At 70.7% G+C, this 17,492-nt stretch carries 15 protein-coding genes; 10 read left to right on the top strand and 5 right to left on the bottom strand.

Translation table 11 applies throughout. The features are described 5' to 3' along the window. Nucleotides 1-306: 306 nt before the first annotated feature. Nucleotides 307-2,385: a S9 family peptidase gene (locus IEY93_RS12250; protein WP_189163119.1), complete on the top strand. Its 2,079-nt coding sequence runs from the start codon at nucleotides 307-309 to the stop codon at nucleotides 2,383-2,385. Next, nucleotides 2,382-3,389: an L-glyceraldehyde 3-phosphate reductase gene (gene mgrA, locus IEY93_RS12245; protein WP_189163118.1), complete on the top strand. Its 1,008-nt coding sequence runs from the start codon at nucleotides 2,382-2,384 to the stop codon at nucleotides 3,387-3,389. Before IEY93_RS12250 ends, mgrA begins: the two co-directional genes overlap by 4 nt. Before the next feature lie 76 nt (nucleotides 3,390-3,465). On the opposite strand, the gene IEY93_RS12240 is transcribed toward mgrA, so the two are convergent. Continuing rightward, a complete protein-coding gene (locus tag IEY93_RS12240) occupies nucleotides 3,466-6,006 on the bottom strand; it encodes a lysylphosphatidylglycerol synthase transmembrane domain-containing protein (protein WP_229691067.1) in 2,541 nt (846 codons plus the stop codon). Nucleotides 6,007-6,418: 412 nt separating this feature from the next. On the opposite strand from IEY93_RS12240, the gene IEY93_RS12235 reads away from it, so the two are divergent. Continuing rightward, nucleotides 6,419-8,434, top strand: a complete 2,016-nt coding sequence (locus IEY93_RS12235) for a molybdopterin-containing oxidoreductase family protein (RefSeq protein ID WP_189163117.1) — start codon at nucleotides 6,419-6,421, stop codon at nucleotides 8,432-8,434. Between the two features lie 35 nt (nucleotides 8,435-8,469). Here IEY93_RS12235 and IEY93_RS12230 read toward each other — a convergent pair whose 3' ends face one another. Next, nucleotides 8,470-8,919 carry a GNAT family N-acetyltransferase gene (locus IEY93_RS12230; protein WP_189163116.1) on the bottom strand — a complete coding sequence of 150 codons (450 nt, stop codon included), beginning with the start codon at nucleotides 8,917-8,919 and terminating at the stop codon, nucleotides 8,470-8,472. A 322-nt stretch (nucleotides 8,920-9,241) separates the two neighbouring features. Here IEY93_RS12230 and IEY93_RS12225 point away from each other — a divergent pair, with 322 nt between their 5' ends. Beyond that, nucleotides 9,242-9,694: a hypothetical protein gene (locus IEY93_RS12225; protein WP_189163115.1), complete on the top strand. Its 453-nt coding sequence runs from the start codon at nucleotides 9,242-9,244 to the stop codon at nucleotides 9,692-9,694. Between the two features lie 52 nt (nucleotides 9,695-9,746). Here the strand turns inward: IEY93_RS12225 and IEY93_RS12220 are convergent, their stop codons facing one another. Beyond that, nucleotides 9,747-10,112, bottom strand: coding sequence for a VOC family protein (locus IEY93_RS12220; RefSeq protein ID WP_307837591.1), 366 nt, complete (start codon nucleotides 10,110-10,112; stop codon nucleotides 9,747-9,749). A gap of 261 nt (nucleotides 10,113-10,373) precedes the next feature. On the opposite strand from IEY93_RS12220, the gene IEY93_RS12215 reads away from it, so the two are divergent. The 5 genes from IEY93_RS12215 to IEY93_RS12195 all read left to right on the top strand — a co-directional run bounded on the left by IEY93_RS12215 (nucleotide 10,374) and on the right by IEY93_RS12195 (nucleotide 15,686). Then, nucleotides 10,374-10,925, top strand: coding sequence for an RNA polymerase sigma factor (locus IEY93_RS12215; RefSeq protein WP_203968561.1), 552 nt, complete (start codon nucleotides 10,374-10,376; stop codon nucleotides 10,923-10,925). Then, the gene (locus tag IEY93_RS12210; protein WP_189163113.1) at nucleotides 10,922-11,626 is read left to right on the top strand and encodes a hypothetical protein; all 705 of its coding nucleotides are present in this window, start codon (nucleotides 10,922-10,924) and stop codon (nucleotides 11,624-11,626) included. The genes IEY93_RS12215 and IEY93_RS12210 overlap by 4 nt, the downstream gene beginning before the upstream one ends. A 271-nt stretch (nucleotides 11,627-11,897) precedes the next feature. Continuing rightward, complete coding sequence (locus tag IEY93_RS12205) at nucleotides 11,898-13,343, top strand: hypothetical protein (protein ID WP_189163112.1); 1,446 nt, start codon at nucleotides 11,898-11,900, stop codon at nucleotides 13,341-13,343. A gap of 118 nt (nucleotides 13,344-13,461) precedes the next feature. Then, complete coding sequence (locus IEY93_RS12200; RefSeq protein WP_189163111.1) at nucleotides 13,462-15,285, top strand: acyl-CoA dehydrogenase; 1,824 nt, start codon at nucleotides 13,462-13,464, stop codon at nucleotides 15,283-15,285. Nucleotides 15,286-15,461: 176 nt separating this feature from the next. Beyond that, complete coding sequence (locus IEY93_RS12195; RefSeq protein WP_189163110.1) at nucleotides 15,462-15,686, top strand: hypothetical protein; 225 nt, start codon at nucleotides 15,462-15,464, stop codon at nucleotides 15,684-15,686. A gap of 199 nt (nucleotides 15,687-15,885) precedes the next feature. Here IEY93_RS12195 and IEY93_RS12190 read toward each other — a convergent pair whose 3' ends face one another. After that, on the bottom strand, nucleotides 15,886-16,179 hold the full coding sequence (locus tag IEY93_RS12190; RefSeq protein ID WP_189163109.1) for a Dabb family protein: 294 nt from the start codon (nucleotides 16,177-16,179) through the stop codon (nucleotides 15,886-15,888). 371 nt (nucleotides 16,180-16,550) lie between these two features. Further along, nucleotides 16,551-16,760 carry a DUF397 domain-containing protein gene (locus IEY93_RS12185; RefSeq protein WP_189163108.1) on the bottom strand — a complete coding sequence of 70 codons (210 nt, stop codon included), beginning with the start codon at nucleotides 16,758-16,760 and terminating at the stop codon, nucleotides 16,551-16,553. A gap of 166 nt (nucleotides 16,761-16,926) precedes the next feature. Between IEY93_RS12185 and IEY93_RS12180 the strand changes: the two genes are divergently transcribed. Beyond that, nucleotides 16,927-17,454: an ATP-binding protein gene (locus tag IEY93_RS12180; protein WP_189163107.1), complete on the top strand. Its 528-nt coding sequence runs from the start codon at nucleotides 16,927-16,929 to the stop codon at nucleotides 17,452-17,454. The last annotated feature ends 38 nt before the right edge of the window (nucleotides 17,455-17,492 follow it).

Raw genomic sequence — 17,492 nt, 5'->3', positions numbered from 1 at the left:
CTTGACTCCCAGCCACCCGAACCAACTAACATTCAGGCCGCCCCGTCTCCAGGGCAACCCCTCTAACTTACCCGACCGAGTCGAGCGAGGCAAACCGCGCGACCAGACCGTTGAAGTTCGAGGGATATCGCCATCGCATGCACCTGCCCACGCCAGACCGCCAGGGGCGGAGATGTGGGGTGGTGCCGGGCGACGCCGACTTCTCAAGATTAGCAGCCTTCGGGAGCGTCCGACGCACATCGCGGGTCTCCCGGACACGCGCCTGAGCCCCTTGGCCCGGTCAGGCCGCGCCATAGACTCGGCGACGTGAGCAGCGACACGCCTCCCGTGGCGAAGAAGATCCCGGTCGAGCGGACTCATCACGGCGACACCGTGATCGATGAGTACGCCTGGCTGACCGACAAGGAAGATCCCGACACGGTCGCCTATCTGGAGGCCGAGAACGCCTTCACCGAGGCGAGCACATCGCATCTGAGCGAACTGCGGGAGCGGATATTCCAGGAGATCAAGGGCCGCACCCTGGAGACCGACCTGTCCGTTCCCACGCGCAAGGGCGGCTGGTGGTACTACTCCCGCACCGAGGAGGGCAAGCAGTACGGCATCCAGTGCCGGCTCGCGGCCACCGGTGACACCCCTCCCGAGCTCAAGGCCGGCGAGCCGCTCGAAGGCGAGCAGGTCATCCTCGACGGGAACAAGCTGGCCGGGGACCGCCCGTTCTTCGCGGTCGGCACCTCGGCGGTGTGCCCGGACGGAGACACTCTCGCCTACTCCACCGACTTCAGCGGCAACGAGCGCTTCACCCTGCGCTTCAAGCGGCTCGACACCGGCGAGCTGCTGGACGATGAGATCCCCGGCATCTTCTACGGCGGCGCCTGGTCGGCGGACGGCACGGCGTTCTTCTACACGATGATCGACGAGGCCTGGCGCCCGTACCGGGTGTACCGGCACATCATCGGCACATCCGCCGAGCAGGACGTCCTGGTGTACGAGGAGGAGGACGAGCGGTTCTGGGTCGGCATCGGCCTGTCCCGCAGCGAGCGCTACCTCGTGCTGAGCGCCGGCAGCAAGATCACCAGCGAGGTCCGCGTCCTGGACGCCGACTATCCCACCGGCGAGTTCAAGCTCGTCCGCCCACGCCGCACCGGCGTCGAATACGCGATCGACCACGCGGGCGACCACTTCCTGGTCCTGCACAACGAGAACGCGCGGAACTTCGAGCTCGCCTCCGCGCCGGTGGACGACCCGGCCGCCTGGACGCCGCTCATCCCGCACCGCGAGGACACCCGGTTGCTGGACGTCGACGCGTTCTCCGACCACACGGTGGTGCACTTCCGCCGGGACGGGCTGACCGGCATCCGCGTGCTCCCGTCGGACGGCGAGCCGTACGAGATCTCCTTCCCCGAGCCGATCCACACCGCCGAGCCGGCCGGGAACCCCGAGTTCCACACGGGCCGGCTGCGTCTCGGCTACACCTCGATGGTCACGCCGCCCTCGGTGTACGACTACGACCTCGCCACGCGTGAGCTGATCCTGCTGAAGCGCCGCCCGGTGCTCGGCGGGTACGACCCGGCGGACTACGAGCAGTTCCGCAGCTGGGCGAGCGCCGAGGACGGCACCCGCATCCCCATCTCGATCGTCATGCGGAAGGGCACCGAGCGGCCCGCCCCGACCGTCCTGTACGGGTACGGCAGCTACGAGACCTCCATCGACCCGACGTTCTCCGTCGCGCGGCTCAGCCTGCTCGACCGCGGGTTCGTGTTCGCCATCGCGCACGTCAGGGGTGGCGGTGAGCTGGGCCGCCGCTGGTACGAGGAGGGCAAGCTCACCCTCAAGAAGAACACCTTCAGTGACTTCGTCGCCGCCGCCCGGCACATGAAGAAGTCCGGCTGGTCCAGCGAGATCATCGCCAGGGGCGGCTCGGCGGGCGGTCTGCTGATGGGCGCGGCGACAAACCTCGCCCCGGAGGCCTTCACGGGCGTCGTCGCCGAGGTGCCCTTCGTCGACGCGCTGAACACGATCCTCGACCCGTCGCTGCCGCTCACGGTCATCGAGTGGGACGAGTGGGGCGACCCGCTGCACAACGCCGACGTGTACGAGTACATGAAGTCGTACTCGCCCTACGAGAACGTCGACGACCGGGCGTACCCTCCCATCCTGGCCATCACCAGCCTGAACGACACCCGCGTGCTCTACCACGAGCCCGCGAAGTGGATCGCCCGGCTCCGGGCCACCGCCAAGGGCGGGCCGTTCCTGCTCAAGACCGAGATGGGCGCCGGCCACGGCGGTCGCAGCGGCCGGTACGACGCGTGGCGCGAGGAGGCGTTCACCCTGGCGTGGATCATCGACCGGGCCTCGAAGAACGAAGAGACAGGGGAGACGCAGTGAGCTATTCGGCGGCACACGATCGCTACGAGCGCCAGCCGTACAACCGGTCGGGCAGGAGCGGCCTGAAGCTGCCCGCGGTGTCGCTCGGCCTGTGGCACAACTTCGGCGACGACAAGCCGCTCGACGTCCAGCGGGCGACGCTGCGCAGGGCGTTCGACCTGGGCGTGACCCACTTCGACCTCGCCAACAACTACGGCCCGCCGTACGGCTCCGCGGAGACCAACTTCGGGCACCTCTTCGCGCAGGACTTCCGGCCGTACCGCGACGAGCTGATCATCTCGACCAAGGCCGGGTACGACATGTGGCCGGGCCCGTACGGCGAGTGGGGGTCGCGCAAGTACGTGCTGGCCAGCCTGGACCAGTCGCTCGCCCGCATGGGGCTGGACTACGTCGACATCTTCTACAGCCACCGTCCCGACCCCGAGACTCCGCTGGAGGAGACGATGGGGGCGCTGGACACGGCCGTGCGGTCGGGCCGCGCCCTGTACGCGGGCATCTCCAACTACACGGCCGAGCAGACCAAGGAGGCCGTGCGCATCCTGCGCGAGATGGGCACGCCGCTGCTCATCCACCAGCCGCGCTACTCCATGCTGGACCGGTGGGTCGAGGACGGCCTGCTGGACACGCTTGAGGCCGAGGGTGTGGGGTGCATCCCGTTCTCGCCGCTGGCGCAGGGCGTCCTCACCGACCGCTATCTGCAGGGCGTCCCCGAGGGGTCGCGCGCCTCGCAGGAGCGGTTCCTGCGGCCGAGTCAGCTCACCGATGACCTGCTGGGACGTGTTCGCGGGCTGCAGGAGATCGCGGCGGCGCGCGGGCAGTCGCTCGCGCAGATGGCGCTGGCGTGGGTGCTGCGCGACCGGCGGGTGACCTCGGTGCTGATCGGCGCGAGCAGCGTGCGGCAGCTCGAGGACAACGTGGCCGCCATCGACCGCCTCGGCTTCGCCGAGGACGAGCTCGCCGCGATCGACAAGCTGATCGCCGAGCCCGGGGACAAGCTGGTCTGACCCCGTCCATGCGGTGCGCCGGTCAGCTGCCGGCGCGCCGCGCTCGCGGGTACGCCGCCCGGAGATCTGTGCCGGGTCAGAGGGCGTCGTGCCGTTGTAGCCAGGTGAAGGACGCCCAGCCGGGCAGCACCGGCAACCAGAAGGTGAGCAGGCGGTACAGCAGGACGGCCGAGGTCGCGACCGTGTTCGGCAGCCCGGACAGGGTGAGGCCGACGTAGAGCGCCCCCTCGACCGCGCCGAGACCGCCCGGGGTGGGCGCGGCGGATCCGATGGCCGTGCCGGCCAGGACGACGATCGCCACGGCGGCGAAGCTGAGCTCGCCGCCGAAGGCGCGGACGCACGCGGCCAGGCAGACGATGAACGTGAGCGTGAGCAGCAGCGTACCGCTCAGCCCTTCCGCGATCTTGCGCGGTGACTGGAGCACGTCCAGCAGGCGGGGCATCACCCCGGAGAACAGCGACCTGACCCGCCGGGTGATCATGCGGCGCAGCGGCGGCACGGCCAGGACGACCAGCACCAGCACGGCGCCGGACAGCAGGGCGATGACCAGGCCGCGCGACGGGCTGACCGACGGCGCGGCCTTGATGCCGGTGAGGTAGCCGAACAGCAGGAGCAGCAGGATGTGGCAGCCCAGTCCGACGAGCTGCGAGGCGCCCACGCTGGCCACGGCGAGGCCGGGCGCGATGCCGCGCTTCTGCAGGAAGCGCGAGTTGATGGCCACCGCGCCGACCGCGGCGGGCGCCACCAGTTTGACGAACGAGGCGGCGAACTGGGCGAGGACGGTCGGGCCGAGCGGGAGCTTCTCGGGGACGAAGCCGCGCAGCATCAGCGCGGCGGCGACGTAGCTCATCAGCGCCGCGGCGAGCGCGACGCCGCCCCAGCCCCACTCGGCGGTGGTGACCACCTCGGTCAGGTTGACCCGGCTGAGCTGGGAGAGCAGGAAGTACGCGGCGAGCGCGCTGGCGATGATCGTCACGAGGGTGCGCGGCTGGAAGCGCTCCAGGCGGACCTCTTCGACCTGGACCTGCGGGGTGAGCGCCAGGATGTGCTCGCGCAGCTCCGGCAGCAGGCTCTTCTCCCTGCTGACCTGGGCGCGGGTGCCGCGGGTCAGGGCGATGCGCTGGAGCAGGGGCAGGGCGCCGGCCAGCGCCGGCTTCGGGATGACGCGGGCGGCGCACATCACCGAGCGTTCGGGGCCGACCCGCAGCGCCAGGTAGGTGAGCAGTTGGGCGACGTCCAGCCGGAGCAGCAGCTCACCGGCCGCGATCTCACCGCTGCGCGCGTCGGTCAGCACCACCTCGCCGTTCTCGTCCAGGTGGACGCTGTCTCCGGTGAGGCGCCGGTGGGCGAGGCGCTGGGCCTGGAGCAGCTCGACCTGCCGCCAGATCTTGACCAGCAGCTCGTCGTCGAGCTCCTCGTCGGGCACCTCGGCCAGCGGGCGGGTCTCCAGGTGTTCATAGGCGAGCAGCGCGGCATCGGTGCCGATCTCGCTGGTGCCGACCAGGCGCGGGGTGCACACGCCCGCGGCCTGCGCGGCGTACGCCATCAGCGCCTCGCGCTCCAGCTCGGCGCGCAGCGAGCGGATGGCACGGCGGCGGGTCTCGGAGATGAGCCGGATGCCGCGCCAGAGCCGGTACAGCACACCCGCCACCTGTTGGTCGCGGTCGAGGACGGTGACGTCGAAGCGGCGCCCGTCGGCCATGGTCACCCCGTAGCGGCGGCTGCCCTGGGCGTCGTCGGAGATGCGCCTGGCCCTGGCCGGGGTGTACCCGAGGCGGCGCAGGGCGGCCACGACGGCGCTGCCGGGCGGCCGGGTGTTGGGGCTGCCGACGACGTAGAGGGTGCCGTACCCGATGGCCAGACCGACGAGGTAGGTGACGAAGACGCCGAGCGCGGTGGCGTCGGCGCTGGTGAACAGCGCGAACACGTCGAGGGCGATCGCCATCCACATCACCATGCGCCAGGTGGGACGGCGGGAGATGCGCACAGCGGTGAGGTAGGCGACGACCGAGGTCAGCAGGGTGTTGAGCGGCTCGACCTGGCGGCCGCCGGTGAGCAGCAGGCGCAGGTCGACCGGGCCGGCCGCGGTGATCCACTCGCCGAGGGCGAACGAGACCAGCATGCCGACGATCGCGGCGATCAGCCCTTCTGCCACCCGCAGCCCGTCGCGGTGGAAGACCCGCTCGACGGCGAAGGCGGCCGGGACGGTCAGGATGGCGGTGCCCGCGAGGAAGCTGGCGATGCCGATGAGCAGCACGGGGGCCCGGCTCGTGCCGTCGCTGACGTCGGCCTCCAGGCCGTTGAGCGTCTGCTTGGCCACCAGGGCGATCAGGACGACCGCGGCCAGCGCCAGGAGGGTGGCGAGGAAGCGCAGGGCGTCGGACGGCCTGCGGATGCGCTGGGGCAGCAGCGGCTCGATCACGGGTACGACGGGCTCGCCGCTCGCGGTGCGCGCCTTCACGGCGGCGTCCGCCTTCACCGCGGCGTCCGCGTTCTCAGCGGCGTCCGCGGGCGGCTCGGCGGCGCGCGGATCGTTCGGGGTCACGGAGGAGTCGGCGGCGGAGGGCTCCTCTCCCGTCGCCTCCGTCGCCTCGTCACGCTCCCTGATGTCGGTCACCGCAGGCGGCTGCACACGTCTCGGGACATATGATCTTTCCCTAGGCTTCTGTTCACCGGGCGGACGAGAGCCCACCGTGTCCGGCCGGCCCCGTCGGCTCACGCCTGAGCGGTCGTCGGCGAACCGGTGCACCCCCGGCCATTCGCTGACACTCTACGGCGCGCCCGGCCGTGAGGGATCAGTCAGACGAGGCATTCTCCATGGTGGCGGCACCCGTTCCCCCGGCGCATCGACCATAAGGAGGGGACGCGGGCACTACCTGGGGCGGATGCGCGCGACGACGGCTGCCGCGAGCGGCGCAGGATGCCCGCCATGGTCCGGGTGCGCCCGCCGGCACGCGGCCCAGGGCCAGGTCATCGCGTCCATATGGGCGATTGCGGGCGGCCAGGGACGCTGACGTACCGTGCTGTGCATGAGTCGCGAGTTGAACGTTCTCGGCGCCTGCCCCCTGGACTGCCCGGACACCTGCTCCTGGGTGGTGACCGTGCGAGACGGCGAGGCGGTGCGCCTGCGCGGCAACCCCGGCCAGCCGTACACCAAGGGCGCCCTGTGCGTGAAGGTCAACCGGTACCTGGAGCACACCAAGGCGGCCGACCGCATCCTGTACCCGCTGCGGCGGGTGGGCCCGAAGGGGTCGGGGCGGTTCGAGCGCATCACCTGGGACGAGGCACTGGACGAGATCGCCGAGCGGCTCACCGCGATCATCGACGAGTACGGCGGCGAGGCGATCTGGCCGTACCAGGGCACCGGGACGCTCGGCTACATCCAGGGCGAGACCGGTCAGGCCGGCCGGCGGCTCTGGAACGCCCTGGGGGCGTCCTACCACGACCTGAACATCTGCTCGCGGGCCGGCAACGTCGGGCTCACCCGTACGAACGGGGCGCCGGGCGGGATGGACCCCGAGTCGTTCGCCCACTCGCGGCTGATCCTGCTGTGGGGGACGAACACGCTGACCAGCGGCCACCACCTGTGGAAGTTCATCCAGCAGGCGCGGTCGGCGGGGGCGCACGTCGTCGCGATCGACCCGGTCAGGACGCGGACGGCGGACCAGGCGGACGAGCACCTGGCCATCCGGCCGGGCACCGACGCCGCGCTCGCGCTCGCGCTGATGCACGTGGTGCTGGACGAGGGGGCGCAGGACCGGGAGTTCCTGGAGAAGCACACGAACGGCTGGCCGGACTTCGAGCGAGAAATCCGGAAATATCCGCCGAGCGTGGCCGCCGAGATCACCGGCATCCCGGAGCAGGACATCCGCGCCCTCGGCGTACGGCTCGCGCACACCCGGCCGACCGGCATCAGGGCCACGATGGGCATTCAGCGCCACCAGGGCGGCGGCACGGCGATGCGCGTCATCGCCGCCATCCCCGGTGTGACCGGCGACTGGCGCCACCTGGGCGGCGGCGTGGCGTACTCCACCAGCGGGCACGTCCCCATCCGGGCCGACGTCCGTCTCGAGCTGCTGCCCCACCCGGTCAGGACCCTGACCATGACCCGCCTCGCCGAGGGCCTCGCGGACACCGAGCACCCGGTGAAATGCCTGTGGGTCTACGCCGCCAACCCGCTGGGCAGCACCTCCGACCAGAACCGCGTCCGCGCGGGCCTGGCCCGCGAAGACCTGTTCACCGTGGTCATGGAGCAGTTCCCCACCGACACCGTCGACTACGCCGACATCGTGCTCCCGGCGACCATGCAGACCGAGCACATCGACCTGCACGCCGGATACGGGCACATGTACCTGATGTGGAACGAGCCCGCGGTGGCCCCGCCCGGGGAGTGCCTGTCCACGACCGAGACCTTCCGCCGGGTGGCCCGCCGCCTCGGACTGACCGACCCGTCCCTGTACGACTCCGACCTGGAGATCGCCGGGCAGCTGCTGTCCCGCGACCACCCGGCCCTCGCCGGGATCACGGTCGAGCGGCTCCGCCGGGAGGGGTGGGCCCGGCTCACCTACCCGGACCCGTTCCTGCCCTTCGCCGACGGGTTCCCGACCCGGTCCGGAAAGCTGGAGTTCCCGGGAGCGGGCGAGGGGTACGTCCCGCCGCTCTCGGCGAGCGCCGACGGGCCGTACAAGCTGGCGCTGGTCACTCCGGCGGCGCACACCTTCCTCAACACCGTGTTCGCCAACAACCCCGAGCTGGTGCGCCGGGCCGGCGCCCCGCACATCCTGGTCCACGAGAAGGACGCCGCCGACCGCGGGCTGAGCGACGGGCAGCGGGTGCGGGTGTTCAACGGCAACGGCGAGGTGACCCTGGAGCTGCGGGTCAGCGACCGGGTCGCCCAGGGCGTCGTGGCGACCACCAAGGGCAACTGGCCGAAGCTCAGCCCCGGCGGGGCCAACGTGAACGTCCTGGTCGACGAGCGGGACGCCGACATGGGCCGTGGCGCCGTGTACCACGACAACCTCGTCGAGATCGCCCCGCTGCCCTGACCCGGGCCGCGTCCCGCGTGGAGCCGTACGGGCGGTCAAAGGGTGAGCTTGAAGCCCACGTGGGAGTCGACGAAGCCCAGCGAGGTGTAGAAGCGGTGGGCGTCCGCGCGGGACTTGTCGCTGGTGAGCTGAACGACCCGGCAGCCACGGGCGCGGGCCCGGCCGACCGCCCAGCCGATCATGGCGCGGCCGACGCCCTGCCCGCGGGTCGTCGCGTCCACCCGGACGGCCTCGATCAGCGCCCGCTCCGCGCCCCTGCGCGACAGCCCGGGGATGAAGGTGATCTGCATCGTGCCGACCACCCGGCCGCCGGCCTCGGCGATGATCAGCTCCTGCCGCGGGTCGGCGTCGATCTGCTGGAAGGCGTCCAGGTAGACCTGGTCGGTGGGCTCCCCCTCCCGGCCCGCGCCGAGCGGGTCGTCGGCGAGCATGGCCACGATCAGGGGGACGTCTTCCCGGCGGGCGGCACGAAAGATCACAGACATACCGGCAGGCTATCCAGGGCCGAAACCGGACCAAGGGGGCAGGGGTCGGCCCGGCCCTGCCCGGAGATGCCGGCCTCTGTCATCTCCGTCACAGACCGGCCGTGTCCTTCACGTGCCTGCGGCCGCGTCCTGGCGTTGATCATTCCGATCAGGGAGACCAGGGGTAGGCCGGACCGTGCCGGGAGGAACCTGCCTGCCTGATCTCGGTTCAAGGAAGAGCCCGACCGTGCCGGGCGGTGCTCGTCTCCGTCATCTCGGTCAGGGGTGGTTCAGGGTTGGTCCCCGATGCGACTCGGGCGGGACGCGGGGCAGTCTGGACACCATGAACGAACTGACTCGACGCGACGAGATGTCGCTCGCCGGCGCGGCCCTGCGAGGCGCGCCGTGGAAGGCCGCGGCGATCACCGGCGGTGCCGGCGCGGCGATCAGCTTCCTGATGGGGGCCGTCCTGCCCGGCCCTGCCGACCTGACCTGGGCGCTGTGCCTGGGCATCACCCTGTTCAGTCTGGTCGCCGCGATCGGCGCGGCCAGCAGGCCGGAGGTCGGCGACCGGGTGACCCGGCAGGCCCGGCTCTGGTCTCTGCGCCACCCGTGGCGGTTCGCGCTCTACCCGGGCGCGGCGGCGGCCGTCCTGATGTACCCGGTGCAGCTCATCTTCGACCAGGAGGGCGTGTTCGGCGCCGCTTGGCAAGCGCTGTGGGGCGGCGCGCTGGTCTACCTGATCGCGGCCCTCGGCACCCTGTCGATGCGGGGGAAGGCGGGCTCCGCCCGCTGACCGACCGCTGTGCGGGCGGGCCGTCACCTCGGGCGGCCCGCCCGGCCTGTCGTCAGTTGGCGGCGGCACGCTCGGCGTTGCTGCGGCAGACGCAGAACTCGTTGCCCTCCGGGTCCAGCAGGGTGGCCCATCCCGAGCCGTCGCCCTGACGGTGATCCTCGTACATCTTGGCGCCGAGGCCGATGACGCGCTCGACCTGCTCGTCGCGGGTGCCGCCCGGCTCGGCCATCACGTCCAGGTGCAGGCGGTTCTTGACCGTCTTGCCCTCGGGCACCCGGATGAAGAGCAGGTGCGGCCCGTCCGGGGCTTCGAGCATGACCTCTTCGTCGTCCGGCCTGGTGTCCTCGGAGAAGGGCCAGCCGGTGACCTGCCGCCACCAGTCGGCCAGCTCGTACGGCCGGGCGCAGTCGATGGTCACAGCTTGGATCGCAATCATGGCGGCCAGCCAAGCGCAACACCAGCAAAGCCGTCAAGCCGGTTTCGCTGCTCGGCGTGTCGACTCCCGCCGCCCAGCCATCGGTGGTCCTCCTTGATCTCCGCCAAAATCGGGGTGAAACGTCTTCCGGCATCCGGACATGTGTGGAGGTGAAGGCTTCTCCGGCCTGGCCGGCCTGACCTGACACCCTGATCCGGTCCGGCCTTCCCGCGAGCAGCAGTCCCCCATCGGAAGGAAAGCGGCGTGGGACCACCCGACCACCGGCGGCGGTTCGAGGAGATCTACATGGCGCACTACCCGGACCTGCTCGGATACGTCCGGCGGCGCACCGGCTCTCCCGACGACGCCGCGGACGCGCTCTCCGAGACGTTCGCCACGGCCTGGCGGCGGGTGCACGACATCCCGGACGGGGAGCAGGCCCGGCTCTGGCTGTACGGCGTCGCCCGGCTCGTCCTGGCCAACCAGCGCCGCGGCGAGGCCCGGCGCGGCGCCCTGGCCGCGCGGCTGCGCGAGGAACTCGTCGCCTGGGAACGTGATCACCCGCGCGAGGACATGGGAGCCATCCGCGAGGCGTTCGGCCGGCTCAGTCCCGACGACCGGGAACTGCTGTCGCTGGTGAGCTGGGAAGGCCTGGACACCGCGCAGATCGCGGCGGTGCTCGGCTGCTCGCGCGGAGCGGTACGCATCCGCCTGCACCGCGCGCGAAAACGCCTGGCCCGCGAACTGGACGCCGCCGACCTCGACCTCGTCGCCTACGGCCCGCGGGCCGTCGCGCTGCTGAAGGGGCAATCGTGACCAAGGACATCGACCGCCTGGTGGCCTCGATCGCCCCCGACCCCGGCCCCGGCCTCACCCCCGGCGCCCTGGAACTGCTCGACGAGATCGCCTCCGCGACCATCGCCCCTGCCAGGGTCACGAACGGCGAGACGGACACGGCCATCCCAGTCCTAGCGCCCAGATGGCGGCCTTCACTCCCCTTTCCCCGGCTTTTGGGCGCGGTCGTAGCCGCGGCACTCGCCATCATCGTCCCGGTCGTATGGAGCACCGGAGCACCGGCCTACGCGGTGACCAAGAACCCCGACGGGACGGTGACCGTGAAGGTGAGTGAATTGCGCGACCCGGAAGGGCTACAGTCCAAGCTGATCGAGCGCGGCGTACCGGCGAGCGTGACCTTCGTTCCCTCTGGCTCGCAGTGCGCGCCAGGCCGGTTCCGTAGCGTCGACGCGGCGTACGGCACCTCGAACACACGGCCACAAGAAGCGATCACCCTACGGTCGCAACGGGTCACCCGCGTCGTCGCCTTCGACACCCTCCGGATCCATCCCATGTTCATCCGGCGCGGAGAAACCTTGGTCCTGGAGTTTTCGACCAGCGACGGCCCGTCGAACTGGCGATGGTCTCTTGGGAGCTGGCTGGCGGCAGCGGGAACCGTCGTACATCCCTGCACCTTGGTGAGCACGGCCAGACGGGCCGGAGCCCTGCCGCGCCCGGCTTGAGGCTCGCCCCCGGTACGGCCGTCTGACGCGGCGCCGACTCGGCGAATCTCGGGGCGGTGACCAGCGGGGTTCGCCGGGCTCCGCCGTGGGGCGGCGCCGGGGTCGCCGTACACCGGCCCGCCGACGCGGCGCCGGCGAGAGCACCCATCCAACGGCCGGGAAGAAGGGACCCCGCGTCAACCGAGGCCTTGCCGCGCCTCGCGTCAACTACTCAGCGTGCTTGCGATGCCACGAATGGTCATCGGCATGCCTTGCATCGATCGGATCTCTGATGTCGCTCTCCCCGCCCAGGGCACTGTCCAGCAGCCTCACGTGGAGCCGGGGCCTGCTCCGCGCCCACCCTCTCTTCGCCGCCGTCCTGGTGCTCGCGGCGGGGTTACGGGTGGTGACGATGCTGGGGTACCCGCCGGCGCAGCTCTACTGGTACGACTCCTTCTCCTACCTGGACGTGGCCACGCACCCGCGGCCCTCGCTCGGGTTCCATCCGAGCGGGTACCCGCTGCTGCTGTGGCTGCTGCGCCCGTTCCACAGCGTCGAGGTCATCGTTGGACTGCAGCACGCGATGGGGCTGGGCATCGGCGTGCTGATCTACGCGGTGCTGCGCCGGCGCGGGCTGCCGGGCTGGGGCGCGTCGCTCGCGGCCGTGCCGGGACTGTTCGACGCGTCGTTCCTGCGCCTGGAGCACGGGGTGCTGTCGGACACCCTGTTCATCTTCCTCGTCGTCGCGGCGCTGGCCGTCCTCGGCTGGTCGCCCCGTCCTTCGGTGGCGGCCTGCGCCGCGGCCGGGGGACTGCTGGCGCTGGCGGCGCTGACCCGGACGATCGCGTTGCCCCTGCTCGTGCTCGTCCTGGTCTACCTGGCGGCGCGGCGGGTGGGCGTGCGCCGTCTGGCGGCCGCGGCGGTCGCGGGGGCGCTGCCGCTGCTCGCCTACGGCGGGTGGAACGCGCAGGTCAACGGGCGGTTCGCACTGGGTGGCGGGGACGGGGTGGTGCTGTGGGCCCGGACGATGACGTTCGCCGACTGCGCGGTGATCAGGCCGCCGGCCGCCGAACGTCCGCTGTGCCCGAACGGGGCGCACCAGGACGCGGCGTCGGAGTACGTGTGGGATCCGGCGGCCTCGCTGAACCGGATGCCGGGCGGGCGGGACGGCAACAACGACCTGGCGCGGTCGTTCGCGCTGCGGGCCATCGCGGCCCAGCCGCTGGACTACCTGGCCGACGTGGCGCGGGACGCCGCGATCACGTTCGCCTGGACCCCGGTGCGGCATCCGCAGCGGGTCACCCCGGCCTTCGGCTTCGCGCGCGGGGCGTGGGGCCTGCCGGACTATCCGCTGGTGGAGAAGGTCCGGCGGGAGTACGACCCGGACATCCGCGGACTGCGCTCGGTCGAGCCATGGGCCGGCTTCCTGATGGTCTACCAGTACCCGGCGTACCTGCGCGGCCCGGTGATCGGGCTGATCCTGCTGGTGGGCGGCCTCGGTGCGGTGGCCGGGCGGCGGCGGGCGGCGCTGCCCTGGGTCGCCGCGATGTTCCTGCTGGTGGGGCCGGTGGCGGTGCTGGACTTCGACCACCGGTACGTCCTGCCGGTGATCCCGGTGGCCTGCCTGGCCGCGGCCCTGGGGGCGGCCGATCTGACCGCCGCCGCCCGTCGCCGGCGCCGTCGGGGGATCGCGGCTCGCGCCGCAGGTGGCACTACCACAAGACAGTTTGCGAGCTAAGAGTCGAACGCCACCTTCGTCACGTTTTTTAGGGGTTACTCGCGGGTAGCTTATCCGGTAAGGTTACTGATGAGTAGGGATACCGCCGGCATGCCTGGTGACGAGGGGACGCGCAGTCATGGGCCACTACAAGAGCAACGTCCGCGACCTTGAGTTCAACCTCTTCGAGGTGCTCGGCCGTCGCGAGATCCTGGGCACGGGACGGTTCGCCGAGGTGGACGAGGACACCGTGCGCAGCGTGATCGACGAGGTCGAGCGGCTCGCCTCCGGCGTGCTGGCCGACGCCTTCGAGGAGGGCGACCGCACCCCGCCGGTCTTCGACCCCGCCACCCACACGGTCACCATGCCGCCGCGGTTCAAGAAGGCCTTCGAGACCTTCCGCGACGCCGGCTGGACCACCATCGACCTGCCGGAGGAGCTCGGCGGCCCCGGCCTGCCGCGCAGCGTCGCCTGGGCGGTCGCCGAGATGATCCTCGGCGCCAACCCGGGCATCTGGCTGTACTCCAGCGGCCCGGCCTTCGCGCACGTGCTGAACACCATCGGCACCGAGGACCAGAAGAAGTTCGCCGAGCACGCCATCGAACGGCACTGGGGCGCGACGATGGTGCTGACCGAGCCGGACGCCGGCTCCGACGTCGGCGCGGGCCGTACCAAGGCCGTCCAGCAGCCCGACGGCACCTGGCACATCGAGGGCGTCAAGCGCTTCATCACCAGCGCCGAGCACGACATGGCCGACAACATCTTCCACCTGGTGCTCGCCCGCCCCGAGGGTGCCGGGCCCGGCACCAAGGGCCTGTCGATGTTCCTGGTGCCCAAGTACCTCGTCGACACCGAGACCGGTGAACTCGGCGAGCGCAACGGCGTGTACGTCACCGGCGTCGAGCACAAGATGGGCCTGAAGGTCTCGACCACCTGCGAGCTGACCTTCGGCGAGAAGCACCCGGCCGTCGGCACGCTGGTCGGCGGCGTGCACGAGGGCATCAAGCAGATGTTCATGATCATCGAGCACGCCCGCATGATGGTCGGCACCAAGGCCATCGCCACCCTGTCCACCGGCTACCTCAACGCGCTGGAGTACGCCAAGCAGCGGGTGCAGGGCGCGGACATGACCAAGATGACCGACAAGACCGCTCCCCGGGTCACCATCACCCACCACCCGGACGTCCGGCGCGAGCTGATGCTGCAGAAGGCGTACGCCGAGGGCATGCGCGCGCTGGTCCTCTACACCGCGACCTTCCAGGACGCCGTCCAGATCGCCGAGCACGAGGGCACCAGGAACCCCGAGGCCGAGGCGATCAACGACCTGCTGCTGCCGCTGGTCAAGGGCGTCGGCTCCGAGCGCTCGTACGAGATGCTGGCCCGCTCGCTGCAGACCCTCGGCGGCTCGGGCTACCTGCAGGACTACCCGATCGAGCAGTACATCAGGGACGCCAAGATCGACTCACTGTACGAGGGCACCACGGCGATCCAGGGCCAGGACCTGTTCTTCCGCAAGGTGCTGCGCAACCAGGGCGCGGCGCTCGGCTCGCTGCTGCAGGAGATCACGACGTTCGCCGCCTCCGAGGCCGGCAACGGCAGGCTCAAGGAGGAGCGCAAGCTGCTCGCCGAGGCCGCCGGCGAGGTCAAGGCCATGGCCGACACCATGGCCGGCTGGGCCCTGGCGTCACTGGAGACGCCGGCGGAGGTCTACAAGGTCGGCCTGAACACCACGCGGTTCCTGCTGGCCCTCGGTGACCTGGTGATCGGCTGGCTGCTGCTGCGGCAGGCCGAGGTGGCGCTGAACGCGCTCAGCGCCTCCGACCACGACAAGGCGTTCTACACCGGCAAGGTGGCCGCCGCCTCGTTCTTCGGCCACACGGTGCTGCCCCGGCTGGCCGCCGAGCGCCGCACGCTCGCCGCGACCGACCAGAGCCTGATGGAACTCCCCGAAGAGTCCTTCTGACGAACGCCCCGGCCCCGGCGGACCCACCCGCCGGGGCATGCCCGTGCGCGACATCGCCCGCGCCTGCGGGGAAATCGCTCCGGGAAGGATGCCGAGATCGGTAGTGTCACGCGTGCGACTGGGTATTACCCTGCCGCGTAGCGTCCTTTGCCGTACATCGAGTCCCGGAGGTCTGCGTGGGCATCGGGGTCAGCATCTTCTTCCTGACCGTCGGGGCGATTCTCAAGTTCGCGATCGACCCCGACGTGCTCGGCAGCGCGGTCCACATCGACATCATCGGCGTGATCTTCATGATCGTCGGCGCGGCGGGCCTGCTGATCAGCTTCTTCCTCCTGTCCCGGCGCGGTGAGATCAGCGACACCGAGGTCCCCCACCGGGAGAACCACCCGCCCACCATCTGACCGGCCCTCCTGCCGGCCAGGGCGGCATTCGGTTCTTCCGGCCCGTACCGCGTGACGGCCGGCCGGCCGCCCAGTGTGATCGGCGCGCCGGGGAACGCGCGACGATCCCAGTGCCACGGCCGGGCGCCCAGTGGCAGGGCCCGTCCATCGAGCGCCCGGCTCCCTGGGCCGCCCCGGCGTGTCCCCGACGGGCGGAACGCTAGAAACTGTGCTGCACCGCGACGCGGTTGGCCAAGATCGGCCGGATGACCTCGGCGATGAAGGCACGGTGCACCGGATGGTCCCGGTAGACCAGGTAGTCCTCCACGGAGTCGAAGTCGGCCACGATGGCGAACTCGTAGTTGCCGGGGTCAAGGCCGGCGTCCCCGCCCACGTGGTAGGCACGGATCTCGGGAATGGCCGCCGGCAGCTCCTTGAGCCCGGCCTCCACCTCGGCCTTCTGCTCCTCGGTGGTGCCCGCGACCCAGGTGAACAGCACAACGTGCCGGAACATGATCCTCCTTCAATGGCCTGAGCCGCCAGCGTACGACCTACCACGCAGCCATGGATCAGATCCAGAGCGCCCGCCGAAGCACAGCAGAAGACGATCATCGACTCGATCAGCGCCCCGACCGGCACCAATCCCCGTGCCCGGACGGACGTCAAGCGAGCGGAGCGGTCTCCACGACGTAGCGCACATCACGGCCAAAGTCGGCGACTCGCTCATCCGTCGGCTTCAAGCCCCCTGACCACAACGGATCGGAGAGCTCTTAGCCGCTCGGCAAGCAACCTCCCATGAGGCAAACTTGCCTGAGAAAACAACTTGCCTGGCTCAGGAAAGTTGCCGATCCAGGCAAGTTTTCCTCGTCTCGGCGCCCGTCCAGCTCACACGGAGCGGATTTCGCCCTGCTTGATCCCGTCGACGAAGGCTTGCCAGGCCGCAGGGGAGAACAAGGTCACGCCGCCTTCGGGGAGCTTGGAATCGCGGACCGCCACGACCGCCGTACCCAGGAACGCCATCTCGACACAGTTGTTGTTACTCCCGCTCAGACTGCTCTTCCGCCATACGGTGTGCGATGGACCGGATTCGATCATTTCACTGTCCTCTCCGCGTGCGGTGCCGGCTACAGGTCCTTGATCAATCTTTCGATGAGCAGCCGGGAATCGGCCACCGGAAGAGCGGACGCGCGAAGGTGGTCGAACACAAGTCCATAGTGCCGGACGGCCCTGGTACGGTGCGGCCACTTGCCGTTGGTGGGCGATGCCGCCGCGCGACTTCTTCCCGCAGTGGCTGGTCAACGCGGCCACACCGGAGGAACTGGCCGTCGCGATCGGGGCGGCGTGCCCCCACGCCGGCTCTCCTGGCCGCGGGCGGTCCGGTGACGCGGCCACGGCTCGGCGCTTCTGGTGGCTCGACGACGAGGAGATGCCGATACGGGCCGCTCGCCGGTTGACGGCCGAGGCGCTGTCCTCCTGGGGAGTGAGCGATGTAGTGGATACGGCGCTGCTCGTCGTCTCCGAGCTGGTCACCAACGCGTTTCGCCATGCGGCTCCACCGGTCGGCTTCGCGCTCGCACTGGTCGCCGACGAGCCATCTGGAACGTGCCACGTGGTGATCGAGGTCACGGACGGGGATCCACGGCTGCCGACGACAAGGAGTCCCGACGAGTCCGGCGGCTTCGGGCTCACTCTGGTGGGGTCGCTGGCCAAGGTCGGCTTCGTTGTCCGCGAGCCCGGCAAGACCGTACGGGCTACGCTCATCGCCTCGGGGAGGAGCGGCGGGGCGTGACCCGCGCTTCAGGGGTGTTACGAAGGGTCTGCGCGGAA

It is taken from the genome of Sphaerisporangium melleum (assembly GCF_014646695.1).
Taxonomy (GTDB): Bacteria; Actinomycetota; Actinomycetes; order Streptosporangiales; family Streptosporangiaceae; genus Sphaerisporangium; species Sphaerisporangium melleum.
The sequence above is the reverse complement of the archived record's forward strand: the minus strand, read 5'-3'. Positions and strand labels throughout refer to the sequence as shown.